Here is a 17,229-nt window from a genome sequence, read left to right on the forward strand (position 1 = left end):
AATGTTATGGGTTTGGATCTGATTCCAAAGAAAATACAAGAATTTGGAAAGGCTTGGGCATGCTTACCTGAACGCTACCAGGCCCCATCCAATCCAACTTTGCTTGGGAATCAGTAGAAAACAACAACCTGGGCGGACGACCACGTTCCACAAGGAGTTCTTGGGTTTCATTTTCGCTTTTTTCTTTGAATACCACATAGATTTCCCGGTTGGTTTGTTCATTCCAAGACCTAAATCCAGTCCATGAAAATCCGTTGGGTTCCTGCAATATAGGCCGAATCACACCTCGCTGGAATTCCTCTGCGAATTTGGAAAATTCCAACAAGGAGCTTCTCAAGATACTTTCATTTGGAGCACTCAAACCACTTAGTTCCATCCAAGCCAGAGGTTGTGCCATGGCTGCTACCCAAAAAGCATACCTGAGTCCTATCCTTTGAGGGGCCAGATAATCAGATTCGGGATAGACATTGGGATTGCGGTCCGTATTTAAAAATTCCGCCTGTATGGCCTGTAAAGGAATGAAATGAGCCAGATTCCAAAGATTTTTAAGGGTAAGGTGCGGGTAATAATTCCCCCAATCCGTGTAGCGATTTTCCATAAAAATATGACCATAGGCTTGGCTTTGGATAAATCCCAAGCGATTTCCGGCCGTCACATCAAGATTAAAATTGATTTTCCCCTGGGACTCCCTTTTTACTTTTTGCAAAAGCTGATGGATACGCACCTCGCTGAGACGATCGAGAATTTCCAATCCATCAACTTTAAACTGCCGAACTCCATATTCCCTGTAAATGCTCAGGATGATATCTGCATCTCTTTCCCAATGGATATAGGAATTGACTTTGCTGGGATTAAACCAAATCCCCAATTCAAGTCCATTCTCCCTAGCATAATTGATCAAAGGATCCAATCCTTCCGGAAAACGTTCCGGATGTACCTCCCAATCCTCTTTCTTCCAGTCATCCCATTTTTGTCCTGACTTTTGGGCTGAGTTTTTCGAAAGTCCTGCCTGCCAGCCATCGTCCAGCTGAACTACTTTGATCCCCAATCGAGCTGCTTTTTCCAGTTCGCTTCGAATAAAGTCAGCATTCATTCGACTATCTCTCGACCGGTCTCCCCAGGTATTGGCAAGCAGAAGGGGACTTTCAAAAACAGTCCGAGCTGCTACCTGCATCTGAAGTTGGATCAGGTGCATTTCCAAGTCCTCCCCCGAAGACAAACCCACAAACACAGGGTAGCTTTCTGCCCATTCAGGGCCTATTGTATCCGGATTGACTCCTGTGGACCATACCTTTGCACCAGTACTCGAAACCGAAAAATCAAATCCCGGGTAAAAGGATTGAGCATGGGAATGAGGAGAATATTTGAGAAGAAAAAATGAAGGTTTATGCTCCAGGTTTTTTGCCAGAAGGAGGTTGCCTTCGTAGAAGACCTGCTTCCAAAATGGAGAAAAAGTCCTCCTGGTAACAGGCTCATTGTGATGATCTGTGGACTCCCTAAACTGCACGGTCTCCATCTCCCAATGGGAGGAGGGAAATTTCAGATGGAAAAGAAAACCCGGACTAGAGTCAGAAGCAGGAAGACTTTCCTGCATGCCGTTGCCTGTCTTGACCGGAACCCAATCCACCCCTACCAAACTCCCTTTAAAATACCAATGAACAGAGAAGACAGGGACATTGGGATAAAAACGCAGCTCCTGCCTGATTGTAAGCTTTTCATATTCGAGCATTCGGGAAATAGAAAGCCCTTTCTTTTGGGAGTTGCTGAGCTCAAAATCACCTATCTCCAAAGGATTTGCAATCCTAAGTTTTCCTTGCCCCCATTCAGGAATTCCCATTTCAAATCCTTGGGAGGCATTACTGCTATCTAATTTCACCTCAGTCAACGACCAGAATCCGGAATACTCATTGAAAGTCCATTCCATAGTCGGGTCAGCCGTGGCTACCTTCAAGGTTTCGGAATCGTGCTTCACCAAAAAACCGGTGGGCTGTGCCGATAATCCGTAACCCCAAGCCAAAAAGAAGAATAGAAGGAGCTGTTTTGAGTTCATGGATTATCTACAAGGAGGTTGGGTCCATTCGGATTTTTTATCAGTACAAATTGGTCAAAAATCCGATGATCCCAAGAATACGCTTTAAACTCCAGCCTGTCCTCAGCAAATCGAATCACCTGATAGGTTGGCGTGTTCTGAGCTTTTTGCTGCATCCAGTTGAGTTTTCCCAATTCATACATTTTTCTGCCGCTCACTGCCACTACATACATGGTCCCTGAATTTTCGTTCCATTTTCCCAAACCCGAATCAGCCTCATTGCCCCGGGCATAGACATGGTCATGGCCCTGAAGCACCAAATCCACCCGCATACTATCCAAAATTGGTTTCCAAAAGTTGAGCACCCCCTCATTAACCCGGTCTTCGGCACCGGACAACACAGGGTGATGAAACATGGCCACGGTCCATTTCTGAGGATTTTCTTGAAGAATTTGCTTCAGCCAACGCGTTTGCTTTTCCAATTCACCGTTAGAGTCAAGGGCGATAAAGCGTACATCACGGTAATCCAGATAGTACGCTTGATCCTCCAAGCCTTCCGGGCCATTTTTCGGAAAATTAAACTGAGCGCCCCAAAGAGGTGAAATACCCAGTTTGACCCCTTCCTCGTTTTTGATGTATTCGTGATTGCCGGGAACAGCAAGCTGGGGATACTCCGCAAACCATGGCCCGCCAGCGTAAAACCATTCTGCCCATTCATAATCATTGAGAGAATGATTGATCAAATCTCCAGCATGAAGGACCAATTCGGCATCGGGTGCTTTTTTCATCGCAGCTCTGAATACCCTTGACCAGGTCGAATACAAGTCGTTTTGAGCATCTCCCAAAAAAACCATCTCCCAGGATTCATTGGAATTATCCCCAGTGGTTTTGAAATCAAACCACTCCGACCAAAAGCTTCCGTCTCCCACACGATAACTATACCAGGAGTCAGCTACCAAGCTATCCAAATCCACCCGATGGTAAACAGCTAAATCTCCCGAAAAGGTAGAATAGGAATGAGTCATGGAGGTGTAAGCATGATCTTTCTTGTAAAACTCAGCATCTGAAGAGGTAGAAGCCAACTGCAAAATGCCAGATTCCCCATTGGTCCTCCAGGTAACGGTACGTTGATGTAAGGGATCACCTGTAATGGTCAATACGATCCGGTCTGGCCTTGCACCCGGCCTATATTCAATTTGAGTGATCCCAGGAGGTGTCTGCTGAGCAGGTGTTTGGCCCACTAAGCCCCCTGACACCAGGAAAAGAACGACAGCAAGAATGATTTTCATGAATTAATGAACAGGATATGAAAAGAAAAAGAAAGAAGCCGAAGGGAAACCAACGGCCTCTTTTCTTAACAATTAACCCAGCGTACTTGTCTGTTTTTCATTTATCTGATCGATCCGTCAGGATTTTTGGTCCATCCTCTGGTCCAATCATTCTGCTCTGATGTCACCGCTCCTACATAAGGAGCAGCCGTGAAAAAGGATCCCAAAGCAGTCGGATTAAAATCAGAAACAACCTCTGAATCAGGAATGAATGCATTGGTACCGATTCCAGGGATAGCGGTCAAAATCGGGTTACCCTCTTCAAATCCGGTCACGTTATTGAAAAAAGGATTTTGAAATTCTCCGTTTTCATCTAGAAATCCCCTGAAAGGATTACCATTGGAGGTATCATCCCGATAAGGATCCGTAGGAACATCAAAAATGAAAGAATAAGCAAAAACCGTAGGTCCCTCAAGTCCATTCACCACCACATTGTCGTTCATTCTCAACCCTCTCCTTGGAAAAGAAGCAACAATAGCATTGTAAATTTTCCCCTCACTGGCTGAGCGAAGGCGGACACCATGGGTATTCTGAGTATCTACGCCGGGGCCAATCAAGGTTACATTGCTGATAGTGGGCTTGGCTGTTTCTCTGATTTCCAATTCTGTGGCCTCATCAAAGCGTTCTGAGAGCTGGGCGATGAGGAATTGAAGATTTCCTTCGTAATTGTCACCTATTCTGAAGCCCCCAGTTCCGGCATTGAGTGAATAGAGATATTTCAAATTAACATTGCCATTGGTGATGTAGAAGCCTTCTTCCCCGGTATTCATCACTTGCACATACTCAATAGTATTTGAATCATCCGTATCGGAAACTCTCAAGCCTTCATTGGCAAATTCAGTCCTGAGGTATCGGATTTGTGAATTGACACTGCCATTCAAGCGGAATCTGTTCCAATCACCTGCAGTAGGAGTTCCTCCTAATGTGGCAGAAGAGGTCATCACGACCGGGCTGCTGGCAGTGCCCACTACGGCCGCTGTGGAACCTTCTCCCAACTCAATGGTGATGGGGGATTCTGCTTCTGAATCCATATACAGGGTCACTCCTGACTGAACGGTAAACGTGTTGCCTGCAGCCAAGAAAAAACTTCCCCGAAAAAGGTAATTCCTTCCGGTCACAAACCTCAATTCCGTTCCTGAAGGGATCACTCCATCTTCAGGAGGGAAAACTTCATAAAGCTCTTGCCCCCCTATTGTCACCAAATCATACTGCCTTGCACTCACTGTAAGCCCAACTCGGCTGGACTCCAGGTCTTGAGTATTGACCACGGAAAACTCATACTGAAACTGCTCCCCTTCCAAAGCGGTAAGCGGTACGGTCTGATTGGTATAGGTCACTGATGTAGCCTCAGGTGTCAAAGGAACCACCTCAAGCACTCCACCATCTCTGTACACGACGAGTTCTTTGGCTCCACCTTCGGCAGTGAAATTGATCGTGACAGGTATAACCTCTCCAACTTTAACAAGGATATTTTCCGAACCGGCCAGGGAAAGCTCAGGAGCTGAAAATACAGGAGGTTCGTCTTCGCCACAGGACCCTAGGCCTGAGCACACGATTAGGGCCAAAAAAAGCCGGAATGAATACTTAACTTGATTTTTCATGATTTATATGGATTAGTTAAATGAATCATCTGATGGTGCCGTCTAGATTTTTAAACCAGTTCCCTTCACTTGTCCAGTCGTTTTCAGCACTTTCCACTGCACCGATGTAAGGAGCTGATGAGAAGAAATTCCCCAATGTGGCCGGGTTGAAAGAAGAGGGTACTGAGCCCACGAATGAACTTAGGCTGATTCCAGCCACTGCATTCTGATTGACTCCGTAGCTTGAATTTTGCTCAAAAAAGGATTCTGCCTCCTGGGCATAGTTGATTCTGTTGCCAAAAGATCTGGCATTGCCCAATTGCATACTTTGCCCTAATTCGGACAGGTCAAGGTCCTCTACCCGGATTCCCTCATCCGGAAAAAATGCCGTTATGGAGTTTTGCAGGATTCCTGTGGCGCCTCTTCGGATGCGGATTCCCCGACGGGTGCCAGAAGCTTGGACGCTTTCAAAGCCATTGCCAATGGAGGTGACATTGGTAATCTGAAATGTAGTCCTAGGAGTATTGAGAAAAAAAGATTCGTCATTTCGCATCTCTATGGAGCGAGCCTGATTCCAAAAATTGATCGGTACCAAAGTAGCTCTTCGGTCGGTTTGAAAAATCCAAAACTGACCTCTACCCTGCCAACCGTGCTCGGCCCAAATCCCATAACCACCGTGGCGGATAGCAGCGATCCATTTCAGGGAAACATTCCCTCCCTTGATTCTAAAGGCAATGTTTTCATTATCATATACCTGAATGTGATCCAAGGTAGTTCCAGATCCCACTCCAAAAAGGTGAAGGCCATGGTTTCCGTTTTTTCCCGCATACTCTATTCTGGCATAGCGGAGGACCCCGGAGTTTTCTCCGACTTGGTTGCCTCCATACCGAAATCCTTCATCCAGAATATTGACCCCTTGATTGCTGGGAGCGTTTCCATAGATAAAAATCCCTCCCCAGTCTGCAGGCGTGGGTATTTGCCCCAAAAGGACTTGCTCACTGGAAAAAACTATCGGGTGCTCCGGCGTACCTCTAGCCTCTATTTTTGATCCTCTGGTGATGACCAATCTGGAAAGAAGGGTTTCCTCTGGATAAACTTTGAAATACACTTCTGTCCCTGCTGCTATCCTTAGGGTGGAATTGCTCTCGATGGAAAACGTACTATCGATGAGATAGAGGGTTTCAGATACCATTTCATAGTCTCTATTGAGCCTTCCTTTGAGTCGGGTAACTTCTTTTCCTCCTATCTGCTGAATGGTCTCTTCAAAGGTGGATTGGACCAAGACTTCATAGGCTAGCGTGCTGCTTCTTTGCTGCCTGTCCTCCAACTCAAAAACAAGCGGGAATACATCTCCATTCTCAGCACTTGATGGAATCTCAAACCGGAAACTGTATCTACTGGAAAACTCATCCATAAAATTCAGCCGCTCCACTTCTTCTGAGCCTATCCTTACAGAAAATTCCTGCAAACCTGCCGAAGCCTGAAGGAAAAACTCCATCAGCACTTCATTACCGGGTTCTTGGATAATGGTCGGGTTTCCTTGGTAATCCACCTCGAGCTGGGGACCCGGATAGGGAAAATCGCTTTCTCGGTCACAGGAAAAAAAGAAGAGAATCACTGGAAGGAGAATATGGTAAGACCTGTTCATCATGACATTAAAGTTTAAAGCCAACTCCAATCCGGGTCCACCATCCAAAATAAGCTACCCTACTGAGTCTGCTGATATCTCCTTGGTATTGGATACTTGCTGCATTGTTTACATTGACCCACTCTCCGTAGATCCTCCATCGGTCAGAAAGTACATAGGAAGCATTGACATCGACCTGAAACCGATCCTTTTGAAAAATATCATCCTGAGCCTGAGAGGCAAGAGAACTGACAAAAGTGCCATTGTAATTGCCCATTACCCGCGCAGAGAAGCCTTTGTAATCGAAGGAAAGTGAGGTATTGAAGGTGTGACGTGCCTGACCGGGGAGGGCAATACCTGTTCGGTCCTGGGTGAAGGCATCCGAGGCCGCAAAAGTATAATTGGCGTCCAAATTCAGGTTTTGAAGTACACCTGGAAGGAAATCCAAAGCCCTTACAAAATTCACTTCGACTCCACCCACCTTGGCATTTTCTCCGTTTTGCTCTTGTCTGAATCTAAAGCCCTGCGTGCTTGGGTATCCGGGAAAATCTTCGGACAAGGAAGGATCAATCCGACTAAACTGGAACTTGTCTATGGCCTTGTAAAACAATCCAACCGAGAAGATCCCTACGTTCTCAAAGTAATTTTCAAACATCAAATCCAAATTGAATGCCTTGGCAGGACTCAAGTCGGGATTACCAAGTGTGAGAGTAATGGCATCTGCATCAAAATTCACAAAAGGGACAATGTCTACAAAGTTGGGACGGGCGTAATTGTATACAGCCGAAAAACGCAAGGCCTGAAAAGTACCCAAGGAATACTTGAGATGAAGATTGGGAAGGATAAAAGAATAGTCTGTCCCCCCGGAAATCGGGTCTCCAGTCACATTGGTTCCAACACGAAAAACCTCAAAAGCATCATATCGGACCCGGTTATCCTCCCAACGAACTCCCGCCAATACCATGAGTTTGTCTAGTTGAGCCCTTCCCATGAGGTAGGCAGCCGTGATGTCCTCACTGGCTTGATAGGTGTCATTGAGCGAAAGACGAAGCGCGTCCCAGGCATCATCACTGGAGGTCTGAAACCGACGGATGGATTGGATATATGATTGAAATTGATTTCTGCCTAGCAGGGGACCAAAGCGGTAGTCGGTGTCCAAAAAAGAAATGGGCTCACTTCCGGACATGGAACGAAGAAAACTTTCTTCTTCATTGACCAGGTTATTGGGGTCATTGATTCGAAGTACCCTATTTTGCCGAAATTTATCATTGGTCTGGGTCCTGTATTTACCGCCTGCTTTAAGATATACCGGGAATTTTCCAGCCAGAGAGAAATCATATCGAAGGTCAACTTTCCCTACCAGATTTGTCGCATCGGTCGTTTCAAAGTCCTCCTCGTACCTTCTGAAGTCGCCGAATAAAAAAGGATCATAAACTGAAGGGAATTCTGCTGCGGTCCTGAAAGCAGGCCTAGGGGAATAAATTCCATTGGGACTATCTATTACAATCCCAATTTCATCTCTGGCAAAATCTCCTCTTTGGGATTCATAGGTCCTATTCGAAAATGTATAATAAGCTCCCCAATCCACTTTAAGTCTACCAGCCTGATGAATTCCTTGAAGATTAAAGGATTGATTTGTTTTCACTTCGTCAAATACATCAATATCTCTTCTCGCCCTTCCTCCAACAATAGAGTCCAAGCTTATGAATCTGGCACCTGATCGATCCATGTCAAATCGAAGCCTGTTTCTAAGGTCTTCATCCGACCGCCTATTGTACATATAATTGAAAATTAGCTCGGAATCTTCACTGAATCTGTAATCCAGGGTGAGTGTGGCACCGATTCGCTCCCTGTTGTTTTGAGTCCTTCTGTATTGATAGTTTCCCATCACAAGGGTGTCTCGGTCCAGTTCACTGATCGGTCTGGGTATTCCGAGCCAAGTCGCGTCGGTCCGGTCTTCCGAATTATCAGTACTGTAGTAACTTCCCCCCAAAATCAGCCCCATCCTTCCTTCAGGAACTTGATCATTTGCCAAGAATCGCTTGCCCATCTTTAGCTTTCCGATACCATTCAGCCCACCGGAAAGGTCATTGTATCCTAAAGCCAAATCTGCCGAAACAGAGGGATCCAAGGACCGTGCTACCGGAGTTTTCAGGTTGATCACTCCACCAATTGCATCCCCGTCAATATCTGGCGTAGGAGCTTTGGTGATTTCCATGCTTGCGAGTTGATCTGCTGGAATCAAATCCAAAGCTTCATTTCGGTTGCCATTTTGCTGCACGCTGGGAATCTGCTCCCCGTTGATTTGGATGGTCGTAAAATGCTGGGGTGTACCCCTTATGCTCACTGTAGATCCTTCTCCCTTGTCCCGCTGAATATTGATGCCTGGAATTCGCTGCATGGATTCGGCTACGTTGAGATCAGGAAATCGACCCATCAATTCCGCAGAAATCACATTTTTGATATTATCTGCCGTACGCTGTTGATTTAATGCCCTTTGCTGACCCTCAAGACTGGCCCTCACAGTAAAGGTCTCCAGGCTGGACATGCTACTGACCATGAATATTGTCCCCAAATCCGCCTGACCATTCCTAGCAGATACAGGCAAAGTGAGCTTCTCATAGCCCAAAAATGAAAGCGTAATACTGACCTCACCTGACTTAGGATAAATAAACTGGAATCTGCCATCCAAATCCGTAGCCACGCCAATCGCTGTGCCTGAGACCTGGACTGCTGCGCCGATGAGCGGTTGTCCTGTTTCTTGGTCAAGCACTTGTCCTGTGAGGGTAATTTGGGCATTGGCAAAGTTGACCATACACCCAAAAATGAAAATCAGGAAAAGTCTGTAGATCGGGCCTATCATAAATATTGGATTTGTTTAGGATCAAAGAATTAAGACCAGCACCATGAGAAAAACCAAGAATAGCAAACCGAATAGAATCTCCCTCATCAGAGATTTTCTCATTTTTTTCTTATGGGTATCATGAGGTAGTTCCATAGCTTCAACCGACTTTTTTTCTGTCCAAAGCTCAGAAAACCGACAGGAAAACACTGGGTAAAATCGTTTCCAATACCGGGTAAAAATGTTTCCAGATTGAAAAAATCAGCTTTTTCCGGGACTGTAGGGCTTCTGAAACCCTAGAAGCAAACCTTATCCCCAAGTAGGCCTTCCTAGGGATCGAGATTTTTTATCAAAAATTTTCCAAAATACTTTCCCGAGCTTGATTTATCCTCCAGATAGCGAGGTTCCATCCTACAAGTAGGTTCATTTCTTTGCAGGACTAGCCAGGAGGTCCAGAAAACGGTGGATTAAATTTGTGTTTACGCAGTATTAATTTCCCATTATCATTGTCTCTGGGAATTGGAAGGAGATTTTCCTATACGGAGATTAGCAAATGGAAGGAGCCACGAAAAATTGGTTAACACATGGACTTAGACTTTTTGGAGGTTTTGGAGGGGAATGAAGGAGGGAGCTTTCCTATTCACTTTTTGGAGTCTGAGGTCGAAAGGGGGATATTTCTTTACCGTCCTCCACAGCGGATCACTCCCATTTTTGAAATCATCCAAGGTGCAGTAAGGATTGGTACCTATTCTCCTTTGGGAGAAGAGGTCTGCTATGACATCCTTCAGCCGGGGGATTTTTTCGGCAATTTGCAATACCTCAATGGTCAGTTTTCGGAGTTTGCCAAAACCCTGACCGGCGTAAGACTGAGACAATACGATGCGCAGTTTTTCAAACATACCTGTACCCATATCCCGGCTGCTTCTGAGTGGTTTTCCCGTCAGCTGGTCCGAAGATGGTGCCGGGCTGAGGAGAGATTGTTTGCTGTCCGGAGCCTGGATACCGGAGAGAAAGTCAGGAGAATTCTAGCCCAGTTCCAAGGACAGCTTGTAGATACCAAGGGAAAGCACTATTCTCTGACCCAATTGTTGACCCTTCAGGATATCGCAGACCTCAGTGGAATGACCCGACAGACTGCCTCCAAAGCGGTCAAAGAACTACTCTACCCAACAACTCCCAGGAGGAAAACAGCCAAGAACTAAAAAAACCATCGAAAATTCGACGGTTTTTTTTTAGTTGAGGCATAACTTTTACTCATCTATTTGTGGCCTTAGGGCAATTTTTCTTTGGTATTAAGTCATTTTTTGATTCCCGGGTAAAGCGTACTCTCGGGGAGGTCCATTCCCAGATTCAGCAGGTAATCCACCACCGCAGCTACGTCTACAAGCCCCATTTCCTGAATTTCCACACCTGCCTGGATTCCTGCGCCAAAAGCAATAAAACCCGTTTCTATTTCATCAAAATCAGGAAAAAACCCATGAGTCCCCCCTTTGGCAGGTTTTAGGACCGAACCCTGACTGGATGGAGAAAAGGAAACTCCCCGAATCGGGGCCAATGCCAAGGCTGCATTAGGATCTGCACCAGCGGCTCTCAATTCCTCCCGTTCCAAGACCCTAAACAGTTTCTTTTGGGATTCGGGAAGGTTTTCCAGTACATTTTTTACCTGCTCGACGGCATCTTGGTCTTGTGGATCATTAAGATGCAAAAATGCAGAAGCTCCGCTCGTGTGGAAAGCTGCCCTCCATTGTCCACGATTGGCTTGATTTTCCATCAATCCAGCCTCAACCAACCATACATTAGGACTGATTGAGGTATGAATATTGACAAAACCATGATCTCCGGTGATGATAAATGTAGTCTGCTCCAGGATACCGGCCCGTTCTGCGGCTTCCCTGATTTTCCCTATAGCCCGATCCGTGGCAGCCAGGGACTTTCGCACCATAGGACCATCTCTTCCCTCCACGTGCTGAAAATGATCCGTGGCAATCAGGTGAAGGGTAATCAGGTTAGGCTTGTAAGTCTCTAAAACGTACCCTGCCATTTCTCCGATGCGATCTTCCCGGTTGAGGAAATCACCGTTGAAGGTACGCTCGTTGAGCTTTCCCAAGACTTCCCTTTCCAGTTCGGCCAAAAAGCCTTTAGGTGTTTCTTTTTGCCGCATGGGCTCGATTCGGCCAAAACCCTCTTCCAGACTCCAAAATTCGGGTAGATTGTAATCTATCGGGGCATCCACCGAAACCGGCCAGATGAAGGACGCGCTTTTCAGTCCATTTTTCCTGACCGCATCCCAAAGCGTAGGGACCTGTATTTTTTGGCTTTCCCAATACCACCTCCCGGTCTGTCCTTCCGGCTCGAAAGGAGCATTGTAATATATCCCGTGATCTGCGGGCTTTCTTCCCGTGACAATGGTCGTATGAGATGGGTAGGTCACCGAAGGAAAAACTCCAGTAACTCCCTCTGCTCTTGCGCCTTGATCGGCCATTTCCTGAAGATTGGGAGCGGGCCAGGTTTTTTCCAGATAAAAATCCGGCCTAAACCCGTCGATGGAAATCAATACTACATGTTGACTCGGACGATTTTGGGCTTTTACAACACCTATTCCTACCAAAAGAAGGCAGAATAGAAAAAGCTTTTTTGAAAATGAAGTTGGTTTTTGCATAAGAAGAATCTTAAAGAAAAAGCCCGACTCATGGATTGCAGGATGAGTCGAGCTTCTTTTAGGTGAGTGGATTAGAAGAAAATTCTACCGGAGATCTGGACCTGAAACGGAGTCCCACCCGGATTGGCTACCCCAACGTTGGGATTCAACTGATAGACGTACTGCTGATTGACAGGGTCAAAGTTTCGCAGGGTCATCAGGGTCTGATTTCCCAGGTTTTTGGAAGTTCCCCATTCCTTGTTCAGCATATTGGCGACATTGAAGATATCGGCACCCAATTCAAAGCCGGATCGTTTGCTTCCGTTGAGGAAAAATTTCTTGGCCACGCGAATATCCCAAAAGCCAAAAAAGCCATTTTCACCCCCGTTTCTTTCCGCCACTTTTCCCAAACTTCTCAGCAGGTACTCTCTGGAAAGATTGTCCGGATTGTCCAAAATCTCCTGCATGCCAGCTGCCATAGTCTCGGACATTCCCGGATCATTGGGATCAAATACGAAAGCCAGATCGTTGGTATTTACAAAATCCCCATTGACATTCCCATTGACAATCATCGAATAGCGGGTGCCTCCCAGGCCAGAATACCGGACCCCCACAGTGATTCCTTTGAACGTAGGCAAAGTACCATAGAGCACTACCTTGTTTCTAAATTGTCCATTGCTGTAGCTCATTCTGGAAAGGTCTCTCGGATCATCTATCACCGCCTGAAACAGCGTGGCACTGTTTGCCACGTTTCCATTGTAAGAGGTGTTGTCTTTGGAATCATTCCAAGTGTAGCTTGCGGTAATCTGCCCGTCTCTGTAGTAGCGGAAGGTCCCATCCAAGACTACCGTGAAGGTGTTGTTTCGGCCTTCGCTTACCAGCTCCAAAACCCGACCCAACTCGGTGGTTTTCCTGCCTTTGGTCCAGTCTGCATTCCCATTGGTCGTGCTTATCGTTTCTGCTGGCACAAAAACACCCCGGTTTCCTTCGTTGGCCAGACGGAAATACGGATCATCCACCATATTTCTGTCCACATACATGTAATTGTTTCGGGCGATGGAGGCAATGAAATTTGCACCCAATCTGATTCGGTTGTTGATGATTTTATTGTACATCACATTTCCTTTGTAAACTGTGGGGACCTTCAAATCTTCACTGTTCATATTGATGGTAGTGACAGGAGATACTCCCGGAAGAGTTAAAAGATCCACACCCGGTGCAGTGCTGGGATCGTTTCTGTAGGCCACAAAATCAGGAGTAGGCACATTGGCTCCGGTGATGTCGACAGCGACAATTTTAGTCCCGTCAAATTGCAGGTTGTTAACGTCGGTGTAGTTGTTCAGCGCAGAACCAAAAATCCCGCCACCGATACGGATCACATCAGTTTGTTTTTCATTGATATCCCAGGTAAACTGGAATCGGGGCTGGATTTGAAAGGCATTGGTTTTCACATCGGTGCGCAGACCCAGCTCATCAAAGACGGTTTGATTAAAGTTTGGAGCATTTTGATAGCCTGTGTAATCCCCACGAAGTCCCAAAACCAAACTCATGCCTCTCCCCAAATCGGTATCAGCCTGGGCATACACACCGCCACCGAATATTTTTTGCTGGACTGTAGGATCGGTCAAAGCCACTTCCCTGGCATAGCGAAAGGGTCTCAGGTTGTCAAAATTATCCAATCCGGTAAAGAAGAATCGTCCATTGAATTCACTGGTAGCCAAGGAGGTAAGATTGTTCAGCAATAAGTCCATCCCAAAGGTGAAGTTGGTTTTTCCCTTATTGTAGTAAAGGTTGTTGACCAACTGATAGACGTGGGATTCAAATCGCTCAGGCAAGAATCGCTGACCACCAAGCTGAATATTGGTGTTCACCGTCCGATCATTCACTTGGGATTGCACATTTTGAACAATCGCCCGCGGGATGTTTTGGCTGGGGAGCTGGGCATTGGGTCGACCGTCATCCAAGGTATACAGATACTGTAATTTCAACTCATTGGTGAGATTTGGAGCCAAAACTGTCCGAAGGGAAGCCATGAGGCTATTAGCAGTGGAGAGATGATCTCCGTAGACTTCATAAATATTGATAGCAGTGTTGTCATTCACCCCCTGCGCATTGAGATCCCAGGAGAAGTTGTTTCTGATAGTCAATAAATTCTTGGAATTGATCTGATAATCCAATCGGGCAAAGGCGGTGTGAGAATACCTGAGTTTGTCAAAACTTCCGGTTTGAGGGGATTCGGCAACCCCATATTTAGAGCGGGCTATCTGGAGATACCTGTCCAGAGACTCTTGAGAAATATTGAATCTAACCTCATCTTCAGGGGTCTGCAAGTCGGCTATAAACAAAGGCTGTGCGTCCCGCTGCCCATCATAAGCAATAAAATAATGCAGCTTGTCCTTGATGATAGGACCACCCAAGGTCAATCCATACTGCTGGATTGAAAATTCGTTGTTTCTGAGATTTCCCCGAATGTCATACTTACTTGCCAACCAATCGGCACGGTTGAAGAAAAACGCTGAGCCCTCCACTCGATTCGTTCCTGTTTTGGTAACTGCTGAGATAATCCCTCCACCGCTTCGTCCATTGGCCACGTCGTAGTCATTGGTCAGTACTTCAAATTCCCGAATCGCTTCCATGGAAATGGAAAAAGGCCCTCTGTTGGTCGAACCACTGGACAGTGGACTACGATTGGTCATCCCATCGATCGTGTAGTTGGTAGAAGAGAAAAGCTGTCCCAGTAGGTTATTGCCATTGGATACCGGAGAAAGATCCACCAAGGAATTGAAATTTCTCCCGTTCACGGGCAGCGTCGCCATATCCTTGGCCGTGATTGCGGTGGAGCTACCCAATCGCTCGATACTGTTGGCAATGGAATTGGCCACTACACTTACCTCACTGAGTTCTTGGGCCTGCTCTTTGAGCTCTACGTCAAATTTCAGTACCTCATTTTGATTCAGTGAAATTTCCTGAAAAATCTTGGTGGAGTACCCCATGTAGGATACAGTCAGGGTGTAATTGGTGCCCAACGGAAGTTGGGCCAAGACGTAGCTTCCGGTGAGACTGGTCACGGAGGAGGAGGTGAATCCGGTAAGTTCATTTTTGATCAGCACTTGGGCCCCAATCAGAGGCTCTCCTGAATCATCCACTACCTTACCGGAGACGGTGGCATTGACAGCCTGAGCCCAAAGCGACTCAGACAAAAAGAAAAAGACACTGAAAAAGAGACAAGTCAGTATCCATTTGAGAGTAAATGTTTTGATTCTCATAGAATTGAGCAGGTTGATTGATGCGCAAAACTAGGCCGGCTCTAATCCTTGGGAATGTTAAAAATTAACATCACGGCTGATCTTAATCAAAGCTTAAAAAAGGAAACATTGCGGTAAAAGTGGATTTACGAATTTCAAAAAAGCATTCGTAATCAAATAGGTACATTAAATCCACCCGTTATTCTTCTTCAAAACATAGCATTCAACATGGCTAAAGTCTACTTCTTTGAATTTCACCTACTCTTTCCAAAAGGACAGGTCTGAGTTGGAAATAGGGAATCATCCTTTCTTTCGAGAACCGGATTACCGTAGCGGAAATATCCATGTCCTTGCACTCAGGACCTCTATTCCTTAATGCCTGTCCATCCATCACATAAAAAGAAAGGTGTCTTTGTGCAACCCCATATCCTGCTACCCTTTTTCCCAAAAAATAAAAAAACGGAACACCTCTGCATAGCCTTTCCTCAAAATCAGGAAACTCCTCCAGAATCTCCGCTCTAAGTTGACTTAATATCCTGCCCTCAGGATTGGAAAGCATGCTGAGATACTCCAAGCAGGGGTTTAAGCTACCATTTTTCATAATGCACACGGTAATTGAATCTAATTTCTGAAGGGAATTTCAACTTTCCCACAAGCTAGTTCTCCTACTTGGGAGAAGAAGACTGGGAATCCAAGAAAAAAGGAAAAATGAATAACACGAAAGCTCATGGCGACAATTGAAAGAGAGTTACTTAATAGATTAATATGATTATCCGAAATCATGCCAGTTGCCATATTTATTTTACTTGACGGGTTGGAAGACCATAGACCGAAGACCGAACCTTCCGGATTCTGATCCTTTCAGCAGACAAGAAGCCGACTTTTTGTCAATACTGGAAAGAAAGCGTATATCCATATAGTTTAAATCAAAAAATGAATGATGGAAACCGACTCCTCAGGTAGAGGATTTTTTTATTCCAATTTTCAAGGAAATTAAGTTCCGATTTATAAATCAGAACTCTGAAGAAAATTCCGGAGCCTTTATTTGACGAAAAATAGGCCCCGGACGGAAAGTTTTCAGCAATTCAAAACGTCTCACAAATGTAGCTTTGAGCCCATATATGACGTCCCCCAAAAAAAGTATTGTGCTACTATAAATCCAGGAAATCAAGTAAGTAATTTATCAACTAAACCAACTATTTATGATTTATTTTATCCAGAGAACCACAGGACTTCTATCAATCCTCTTGTTAATTCAGGCCTGCCAGCTTTTTGAGAAAGAAAATGAATTTGAATTGTTGCTCTTAGAAAATTTTGAGGGGGAGGAGATACTCTGGGAAGAAATCTTTGCGGATTACGATTACTTTCAAAAGGATAGGTTTCAATTCCAATTTAAAAAGACCTCTCTTCCCTCCCCTCTCAATACAGCCGAGCCTGCCCTAATGATTTCAAGTTTTAATGTTAGTGATGATGTTTTTATGGGCGCCAAGCGAAAAGTTGGAGGGTTAAAGAAAAATAGACGCTATCAAATAAGCTATGAAATCACCTTTGCTTCCAATGAGCCTTTGGGAATTTAAGCTCCCCTAAAAGTCGGCCATTTGAAAGTTGAATTGAATTTATCAACTTTAAATGGTTATTATGAAAAAATCGAGATTCACAGAAACGCAGATCGTCAAAGCGATCAAAGCTCATGAGGCAGGCAGAAAAGTAGAGGAAATCTGCCGCGAGATGGAAGTAACCCCCACCACTTTTTATAAATGGAAGCAACGTTATGGCGGGATGGAAGCCAGTGAGGTCAAAAAGCTGAAAGAACTTCAGGAAGAGAATTCCCGCCTGAAGCGGATGTATGCAGAGCTAAGCTTGGTACATGAAGCCCTAAAGGATGCTGTCTCAAAAAAGCTCTGACGCCTGACGAAAAAGGCATGCTGGTTCAGTTCATG

Annotated in this window: 10 protein-coding genes and 1 pseudogene; 3 read left to right on the forward strand and 8 right to left on the reverse strand. The window is 45.4% G+C overall.

Annotated features, from left to right (window positions below):
• Nucleotides 1-4: 4 nt before the first annotated feature.
• From AAA943_RS02535 to AAA943_RS02555, 5 genes are all read right to left on the reverse strand, one after another.
• The gene (locus AAA943_RS02535) at nucleotides 5-2,050 is read right to left on the reverse strand and encodes an alpha-galactosidase (protein ID WP_338222674.1); all 2,046 of its coding nucleotides are present in this window, start codon (nucleotides 2,048-2,050) and stop codon (nucleotides 5-7) included.
• A complete protein-coding gene (locus tag AAA943_RS02540; protein WP_338222675.1) occupies nucleotides 2,047-3,318 on the reverse strand; it encodes a purple acid phosphatase family protein in 1,272 nt (423 codons plus the stop codon). The genes AAA943_RS02535 and AAA943_RS02540 overlap by 4 nt, the downstream gene beginning before the upstream one ends.
• A 101-nt stretch (nucleotides 3,319-3,419) precedes the next feature.
• Nucleotides 3,420-4,958, reverse strand: a complete 1,539-nt coding sequence (locus AAA943_RS02545) for a hypothetical protein (RefSeq protein ID WP_338222676.1) — start codon at nucleotides 4,956-4,958, stop codon at nucleotides 3,420-3,422.
• A 25-nt stretch (nucleotides 4,959-4,983) separates the two neighbouring features.
• Nucleotides 4,984-6,588 (reverse strand): hypothetical protein, encoded by a 1,605-nt coding sequence (locus tag AAA943_RS02550; protein WP_338222677.1) that lies wholly within the window; start codon nucleotides 6,586-6,588, stop codon nucleotides 4,984-4,986.
• Between the two features lie 4 nt (nucleotides 6,589-6,592).
• Nucleotides 6,593-9,427, reverse strand: coding sequence for a TonB-dependent receptor (locus AAA943_RS02555; protein ID WP_338222678.1), 2,835 nt, complete (start codon nucleotides 9,425-9,427; stop codon nucleotides 6,593-6,595).
• Between the two features lie 563 nt (nucleotides 9,428-9,990).
• On the opposite strand from AAA943_RS02555, the gene AAA943_RS02560 reads away from it, so the two are divergent.
• The gene (locus AAA943_RS02560) at nucleotides 9,991-10,608 is read left to right on the forward strand and encodes a Crp/Fnr family transcriptional regulator (protein ID WP_338222679.1); all 618 of its coding nucleotides are present in this window, start codon (nucleotides 9,991-9,993) and stop codon (nucleotides 10,606-10,608) included.
• A gap of 95 nt (nucleotides 10,609-10,703) precedes the next feature.
• On the opposite strand, the gene AAA943_RS02565 is transcribed toward AAA943_RS02560, so the two are convergent.
• From AAA943_RS02565 to AAA943_RS02575, 3 genes are all read right to left on the reverse strand, one after another.
• The gene (locus AAA943_RS02565; protein WP_338222680.1) at nucleotides 10,704-12,065 is read right to left on the reverse strand and encodes an alkaline phosphatase family protein; all 1,362 of its coding nucleotides are present in this window, start codon (nucleotides 12,063-12,065) and stop codon (nucleotides 10,704-10,706) included.
• Between the two features lie 71 nt (nucleotides 12,066-12,136).
• Nucleotides 12,137-15,310, reverse strand: a complete 3,174-nt coding sequence (locus AAA943_RS02570; protein ID WP_338222681.1) for a TonB-dependent receptor — start codon at nucleotides 15,308-15,310, stop codon at nucleotides 12,137-12,139.
• Between the two features lie 211 nt (nucleotides 15,311-15,521).
• Complete coding sequence (locus tag AAA943_RS02575) at nucleotides 15,522-15,890, reverse strand: DUF1801 domain-containing protein (protein ID WP_338222682.1); 369 nt, start codon at nucleotides 15,888-15,890, stop codon at nucleotides 15,522-15,524.
• A gap of 601 nt (nucleotides 15,891-16,491) precedes the next feature.
• On the opposite strand from AAA943_RS02575, the gene AAA943_RS02580 reads away from it, so the two are divergent.
• Both AAA943_RS02580 and AAA943_RS02585 read left to right on the forward strand, forming a co-directional pair.
• Entirely contained in the window at nucleotides 16,492-16,866 is a 375-nt protein-coding gene (locus AAA943_RS02580) for a hypothetical protein (RefSeq protein WP_338222683.1), read from the forward strand.
• 61 nt (nucleotides 16,867-16,927) lie between these two features.
• Nucleotides 16,928-17,188: pseudogene (locus tag AAA943_RS02585) on the forward strand (transposase); the annotation flags it as partial.
• Nucleotides 17,189-17,229 lie beyond the last annotated feature (41 nt).

The organism is Algoriphagus confluentis (assembly GCF_036245625.1).
GTDB classification, from domain to species: Bacteria; Bacteroidota; Bacteroidia; order Cytophagales; family Cyclobacteriaceae; genus Algoriphagus; species Algoriphagus confluentis.

Bases quoted from the DNA above. Each gene is read 5' to 3' on its own strand.
- AAA943_RS02535 (WP_338222674.1), bottom strand. From the start codon at position 2,050: ATGAACTCAAAACAGCTCCTTCTATTCTTCTTTTTGGCTTGGGGTTAC.
- AAA943_RS02540 (WP_338222675.1), bottom strand. From the start codon at position 3,318: ATGAAAATCATTCTTGCTGTCGTTCTTTTCCTGGTGTCAGGGGGCTTA.
- AAA943_RS02545 (WP_338222676.1), bottom strand. From the start codon at position 4,958: ATGAAAAATCAAGTTAAGTATTCATTCCGGCTTTTTTTGGCCCTAATC.
- AAA943_RS02550 (WP_338222677.1), bottom strand. From the start codon at position 6,588: ATGATGAACAGGTCTTACCATATTCTCCTTCCAGTGATTCTCTTCTTT.
- AAA943_RS02555 (WP_338222678.1), bottom strand. From the start codon at position 9,427: ATGATAGGCCCGATCTACAGACTTTTCCTGATTTTCATTTTTGGGTGT.
- AAA943_RS02560 (WP_338222679.1), top strand. From the start codon at position 9,991: ATGGACTTAGACTTTTTGGAGGTTTTGGAGGGGAATGAAGGAGGGAGC.
- AAA943_RS02565 (WP_338222680.1), bottom strand. From the start codon at position 12,065: ATGCAAAAACCAACTTCATTTTCAAAAAAGCTTTTTCTATTCTGCCTT.
- AAA943_RS02570 (WP_338222681.1), bottom strand. From the start codon at position 15,310: ATGAGAATCAAAACATTTACTCTCAAATGGATACTGACTTGTCTCTTT.
- AAA943_RS02575 (WP_338222682.1), bottom strand. From the start codon at position 15,890: ATGAAAAATGGTAGCTTAAACCCCTGCTTGGAGTATCTCAGCATGCTT.
- AAA943_RS02580 (WP_338222683.1), top strand. From the start codon at position 16,492: ATGATTTATTTTATCCAGAGAACCACAGGACTTCTATCAATCCTCTTG.